Origin of the sequence: Microcoleus sp. BM001215392, assembly GCF_036700185.1 — a bacterium.
In the GTDB taxonomy this organism is placed as follows: Bacteria; Cyanobacteriota; Cyanobacteriia; order Cyanobacteriales; family Microcoleaceae; genus Microcoleus.
In genome coordinates this window covers 1-6,468 of the sequence record NZ_JAUBOJ010000406.1, presented here as the reverse complement: position 1 = coordinate 6,468, position 6,468 = coordinate 1, and the positions used below count along the sequence as shown (strand labels likewise).

Below are 6,468 nucleotides of genomic sequence, written 5' to 3'. Positions count from 1 at the left end.
GTCTGACATCTGCGGTTTCTGTATCAATCAAAGACTTATGCAATTCAAGTCTATTCAGGCTATCCAGCAGGGTTTGGATGATTTTGATGGCGGACGATTTAGTTCTTTTGACGAATTTGCTGAATCACAGCGGCGCAAGTACAATTTACCTTTCAACCCTCAATTATCGACAAAATAACGCGCTAGTCACACACCCTACAACTAAAATCCTGCGGTTATGTGCGATACGGGCGATCGACCCTTCAGACAAAAAACCTAAAATTCTGTAGCCTAGAATACTTTTTTTTGCGTAACGATTGTTTACACTTTCCAAGTGTAGATTGTGTACTATCCATAATTCTCCAAAACCCTAAAACAAGTGGGTTGTTTGCTGGACTGCGATTTATCGATCGTCAAACCATTAAAAACCATAAGTAGTTTTGACCTGAATTCATCGGAATTGACTCGCACAAAATTTTTGAGCTTACCAGGGTGAAAGTTAGCTACTAAATCCGTACAGCGCCGACATCTACGATGTTGACTCAACTTAGTACAGGCTCCTGTCATCTATTTTCTTGCTAATAACTGAAATCCCAGCGCATCTATCTGACACGCTCACTGTCACCCAGATGGACAGCGAAGCGATTAAGCCTCGCTCCTCCAATCTTTTAGAGCCTGTCAAAAAAGGCATTCTCCCAAAAAGTAAGCTTTGACTAAAAATGTTGAGTAAATCCAACAGATTCGTCAAGCCTTAGACTTTTGGTAACCTTTATTTTTTTCACAAATACTCGTCTCGCAATCACAATAAAAATAACCATGAGTGGAAACGAATCGCGCGTTCAAGCAATTTCTCAAATCGTCAACCGCCAAGTAACTCCTGCCAAGCCTCCCAAGCGGTTAGAAGAAATGTGGGCAACAGACGTGTTTAGTCTGAGCAAAATGCAAGAAAGCCTGCCCAAAAGCATTTTCAAATCAGTCAAGAACACCATTCAAACAGGTACAACACTCGATCCTTCCGTAGCCGATGTAGTTGCAGTAGCAATGAAAGATTGGGCTATATCCAAAGGAGCCCTCTACTACGCCCACGTATTTTACCCGCTAACCAACGGCACCGCTGAAAAACACGACGGTTTCATCTCAGTCCAAAGCGACGGTTCCGTCATCTCAGAATTTGCAGGTAAACTGCTAGTACAAGGCGAACCAGACGGTTCATCCTTCCCCAACGGCGGCATTCGCTCCACCGCAGCCGCTCGCGGATACACAGCCTGGGATGTCACCAGCCCCGCCTATGTCATGGAAACAGACAACGGCATGACATTGTGCATTCCCACTGTATTCATCTCCTGGACAGGTGAAGCCCTAGACAAAAAAACCCCGCTTTTGCGCTCCATTGCTGCCATGAACAAAGCAGCAACCAGAGTCTTAAAACTGTTAGGAAATACCGAAGTCGCTCCCGTAAATTCCAGTTGCGGTTCCGAGCAAGAATACTTCCTAATAGATTCCAACTTCGCCAACAGCCGCCCCGATTTGTTATTAGCAGGTCGCACCCTGTTCGGCAAACCTCCCGCCAAAGGTCAGCAATTTGACGACCACTATTTTGGAGCAATCCCAGAGCGCGTTCAAGTTTTCATGCAAGAAGTTGAAGAAAGAATGTACCGCCTGGGCATTCCTGCCAAAACCCGCCACAACGAAGTAGCACCCGGTCAGTTTGAAATTGCACCAGTTTTTGAAGCAGCAAACGTCGCCAGCGACCACCAACAATTGACCATGACAATTCTGCGCAACACAGCGAAGAAACATGGTTTTATGTGCTTGCTGCACGAGAAGCCTTTCGCAGGAATTAACGGTTCCGGCAAACACGTCAACTGGTCAGTGGGTAACGCCACCCAAGGCAACTTATTAGACCCCGGCGATACACCGCACTCCAACATACAGTTCCTAGTTTTCTGCGGCGCTGTAATTCGCGGCGTTCACAAATACGGCCCCTTGTTGCGCGCCGTAGTTGCAACTGCTAGCAACGACCACCGCTTGGGTGCCAACGAAGCTCCGCCAGCGATTATCTCTGTCTATTTGGGCTCGCAATTAGAAGATATCTTCGATCAAATTAGCAAGGGCGGAGCTAAGGGTTCTCAAGGTCGGGGAATCATGAATTTAGGCGTAGAAACACTGCCTACTTTCGTAAAAGATGCTGGTGACAGAAACCGGACTTCGCCCTTTGCCTTTACAGGAAACCGCTTTGAATTCCGTGCCGTAGGTTCCGGTCAATCTGTTTCCGGGCCGCTGGTGGCAATGAACACAATTCTTGCCGATTCTTTGGACTGGGTTGCTAATAAATTAGAAAGCGACTTGGCTAAAGGAACTGACCTGAATGCTGCCATCCAAACAGTTCTGAAAGAAGTGATGGACGAGCATGGCGCTGTGGTATTTGGCGGCAATGGCTATTCTGAAGAATGGCACAAAATGGCCGTTGAAGAACGCGGTTTAGCCAACTTGCGGACTACCGCCGATGCTTTGCCTGTGTTGAAGGCAGAATACATTGAAGACTTGTTTGAAAAGACAGGTGTTTTGACTCCGGTTGAACTCGAAAGCCGTTTTGATGTGTATGCAGAGCAGTATTTGCTGGCTATTGAAGTCGAAGCAAAACTGGTCGGAAGCATTGCCAAAACCATGATTTATCCCGCAGCCGTGAGATATTTGTCGGATCTTTCTAACACAATTGCTGGTTTGAAAGAGATTGGCATTGACTTAGAAAAGGCAACTGCTCAAAAAGTCGCGACGCTGGTTAAGTCGATGATGGATACTGCGAGTAAGTTGAGTGATGCTTTGAGCAAGCACGATTTTGCTACGACTGAAGATCATATGCAGTATGCTTCGCAAACTATTCGTCCTTTGATGGATGAAGTTCGCCAGTATGCTGATGCTTTGGAAGCTGAAGTGGCTGATGATTTGTGGCCGCTGCCTACTTATCAAGAAATGCTGTTTGTTAAGTAATCGCAAATTGAGTTAATTTGTGTAGGGACGCGGCAGTGCCGCGTCCTTATTTTTTTTTGTAAATTGCAGGTTGGTTGATTTAATAAAATATCGGGTCTATTACCCAGTAGGGTTAGGTTAGTGTTTTTTGATATTAAAAGACGAAGGAAGCGTTTGTGGGATGGGCCAGAAGAACAATAAAGATTGTAAGTTATTTAATTCTCATTCCTGATACGGTTTCAACCGCCCGGTTTTCTGCCCCCAAGTTGATTGCTTGATATGGGCCGGCAAACACAAATAAGGCGAGCATTGCCCGCCTTATTTGTGTTTCAAAACCAGCCCTGTACTTTACATTTTGCGCTGAAATTCCTCAAGGATATCCATCAAATGAACTCTCGACTGCATGGGAATCAAATCTGCCAGCGGCACTTCTCGCTTGCCACCGCCCAACTTGACTGGAATTCCTTGCAAAACTCGTCCAACTTTGTCATCATCTACATCGCCATCTTCCAGCATTGAGTAAAGTTGTTCGGCAACAACGGTATGCAGGTGGGCATCACGGAGATACAAATGCCACTTGGCAATGTCAATGTAGACATTTTCGCCAATTTCAGCAGCTAAGGATTCGATCGCCAGCGTAGTATTAGGCATATAAAAAAAGCAGAATGTTATTTGTTATCAATCAACACAGTTAACAAATCGCCAACAACTGCCATCAGCCAGAATCTTTAGTCAGAGGCGAATAATCGGCGATTGCAAAAATGAAAATCGCGTGGGCCAAAACTACTAGAGCCCATCCACCCGTTACTGTAACTGCCCAAGGCCAATCAGCCTTTTGCAAATTTTGAACAAACCACAAACCAGAATTGGTAGCAGAAAAAAGACCGACGTGGATCGCAAAATTCATGCGATCGTCTAATTGGCGGTACTCTGGGTCTTTGCGATCGGGTTTGCGCGGCCAACGAGGAGGCATAGTTTTTCACTTGATGTTAGTAGTTCTCTGCCTATTTTAATCATAAGTGCAGCTTTTTGAATTCTGCCTCCCCCCAAGGCCGGAACTTACGCCTCTAAATTTTGATAGTCTCCCGACTTGCCGCCGCTTTTGCTTACCAGTCGAATCGATTCAATGACGATCGACTTTTCCAACGCCTTAGCCATATCGTACAGAGTCAGTGCCGCGATCGAAACCGCCGTCATCGCCTCCATTTCCACACCAGTTTCCCCCTTAATTTTCACCGTCGCCCGAATTTGATACCCCGGCAACTCAGCATCCGGTATCACCTGCACTTCCACGCTGCTGATGGGCAGAGGGTGACACAGAGGAATCAAATTTGCCGTTTGCTTGGCCGCCATAATTCCAGCCAACCGGGCGGTGCCCAACACATCCCCCTTCGGCGCATTCCCCGCTTCGATCGCAGCGAATGTCTCCGGCAACATCCGCACCCTTGCTGCCGCCACAGCTTGGCGCACAGTTGCGACTTTCGCCGAAACGTCCACCATTTGGGCTTCCCCGCTGTTGTCGAGGTGAGTTAGCACTGTCGCATCGGGCAATTGAGAAAAACTTTGCGAAAGGTCTTGCATTATTTTGAGGATAGTGTTAATGTTAGATTCTGTGCGGGACAGAGATTGTTCAATTTTAGATTAAATCTGAAATTTCAACTCTCAAAGCAACAGGAAAAAACAACACGGGCTTGTAGCTTAGTTGGATAGAGTGCATGGCTACGAACCATGAGGTCGGGGGTTCGAATCCCTCCAAGCCCATTATCAAAAGCAACGCATCTTACAGTATTTTGTAGGGTGCGTTTGTTGTTTAAACTTGCCAAGTGCGATCGACAATAGACCAATACCGTTCAGTTAGAATTGTGATTGCGAGGAAGGCTATACATGAACGCAAGCTCTTATGAAAGCAATCTCCGTGTCTATTTTTCACATCGCTTTTAATCTAAAACGGTTCGATCTAAACTGTATCGGACAATAGACCAGATTGCAAAAATAGCTAGGACGGGCTATGAGGCCCATTCCCAAAAAAAATTCTGGTGGGACGGGCTCTGGGGCCCATCCTGTCACTCATTCAAAGCATAAACATCTTTGCCGCGCCCGATCGCAAATTTCAGCGAATGAGACAAATCCTTGCTAGACAAAGTAACAAAAATCAACAAAGCCACACCAGCGAGTCCAGCCGCCAAACCAAACATATTTCTGTAGCCAACTTGTTCAGCAACAAAACCCAAAGTCGGGCCAGCAAGCGCAATCCCCAAATCAAACCCACCAATACAAATCGAAAACAAACGACCTCTTTCTTGAGGTTCGCACCTATCCGACATCAGCGTCACCATCATCGGCAAAACAGTACCGCCAGCCACACCTTCAATCAAAGCCGCAATTAAAAAAGCACCGCTGCTGTCAGCAAAATACAACAATAACATAGACACGGCGTAACAGATTAAGCCACCAGAAATAAACAAACCGCGGCCGTATTTGTCCGAAGCCCGTCCCGTCACCAACCGCAGACTAAAACTAGCAATAGCCGCCGTAGAATAAAACAATCCCGGATTCAAATTAACCTTAGTTTCTTGGATAAACAAAGGCATAAAAGTGCTCAAAGTTCCGAATACCAAACCAACCAGCAATAGCACCAAAGCCGGAATCCGCACCCGGGGATTCCACAGCATTTGCCAGTATTTTTGGCTATTTTTGTCCTCAGATAGCGAGTCAGACTTTGTTAACTCAGCAAAATTAGGTTCGGCAACTTTGCTAGTAAAAAATAAAGCTGTGGTGGCGAAAGCCGCCGACATCGCAAACAAAGCAGGATAACCAACCCCAGCTTGAATAAATCCGCCCATCGCAGGGCCAAATGCCAAACCGATTGGGGCGGCCAAACTCATGTAACCGATTAATTCGCCTCGCTTTCCTGGTGGCGACAAATCTGTGACCAAAGCACTGTAAGCTGTAGTAAAAGCAGCGATACTAATGCCGTGAAAAGCTCGCAGAAATAACAGTAAGGGGACAGATTGAGCGAAAAGATAGCCGATAGGGGCAAGTGCAGCGACGGACACGCCTAGCAGCAAAACTTGTTTGCGCCCCCGGCTATCGGCTATTTTACCCAACTGCGGCCTCGATAGCAAAAGCCCGATCGCAAATGCACCCATCACAAAACCAATTTGCTGCTTGCTACCGCCCACAGATTGAACGTATAGCGGCAAAGTTGGCAGCAGCGAAGCCAAACTACACCAGAATAGCAAGCCTGCGGTGAATAAAGTCACCAAGCTGCGTTTGGGTTGTGGTTCGATGTCCCTAAAAATATTCAAGATGCAAATTCCCTTTAAATTTTCTGATTAGCAATTCCCAATTCCCAATTCCCAATTTTCCAATTCCCCGATTCCCATTACCAATTCACTAACTTGAGAATTGCCACAGTAGTTTCTGTAAACTGTCAACCCTTCGACAAACTCAGCGCCAACGGCCAACTGTCAACTGTCAACTGTCAACTGTCAACTGTCAACTGTCAACTATCAACTG

General features: G+C 46.3%; 5 protein-coding genes and 1 tRNA gene. 2 read left to right on the top strand and 4 right to left on the bottom strand.

Annotated features, from left to right (window positions below; genetic code table 11):
- The first annotated feature begins 795 nt into the window (after positions 1-795).
- Entirely contained in the window at positions 796-2,970 is a 2,175-nt protein-coding gene (locus QT974_RS29200; RefSeq protein WP_333471883.1) for a glutamine synthetase III family protein, read from the top strand.
- 327 nt (positions 2,971-3,297) lie between these two features.
- Here the strand turns inward: QT974_RS29200 and QT974_RS29195 are convergent, their stop codons facing one another.
- From QT974_RS29195 to moaC, 3 genes are all read right to left on the bottom strand, one after another.
- The gene (locus tag QT974_RS29195; RefSeq protein WP_333471882.1) at positions 3,298-3,600 is read right to left on the bottom strand and encodes a DUF3181 family protein; all 303 of its coding nucleotides are present in this window, start codon (positions 3,598-3,600) and stop codon (positions 3,298-3,300) included.
- 64 nt (positions 3,601-3,664) lie between these two features.
- Positions 3,665-3,922, bottom strand: a complete 258-nt coding sequence (locus tag QT974_RS29190) for a 2TM domain-containing protein (protein ID WP_333471881.1) — start codon at positions 3,920-3,922, stop codon at positions 3,665-3,667.
- Between the two features lie 86 nt (positions 3,923-4,008).
- On the bottom strand, positions 4,009-4,530 hold the full coding sequence (moaC, locus tag QT974_RS29185; protein ID WP_333471880.1) for a cyclic pyranopterin monophosphate synthase MoaC: 522 nt from the start codon (positions 4,528-4,530) through the stop codon (positions 4,009-4,011).
- A 106-nt stretch (positions 4,531-4,636) separates the two neighbouring features.
- Between moaC and QT974_RS29180 the strand changes: the two genes are divergently transcribed.
- A tRNA-Arg gene (locus QT974_RS29180) sits at positions 4,637-4,710 on the top strand.
- Positions 4,711-5,012: 302 nt separating this feature from the next.
- On the opposite strand, the gene QT974_RS29175 is transcribed toward QT974_RS29180, so the two are convergent.
- Positions 5,013-6,257, bottom strand: coding sequence for an MFS transporter (locus tag QT974_RS29175; RefSeq protein WP_333471879.1), 1,245 nt, complete (start codon positions 6,255-6,257; stop codon positions 5,013-5,015).
- Positions 6,258-6,468 lie beyond the last annotated feature (211 nt).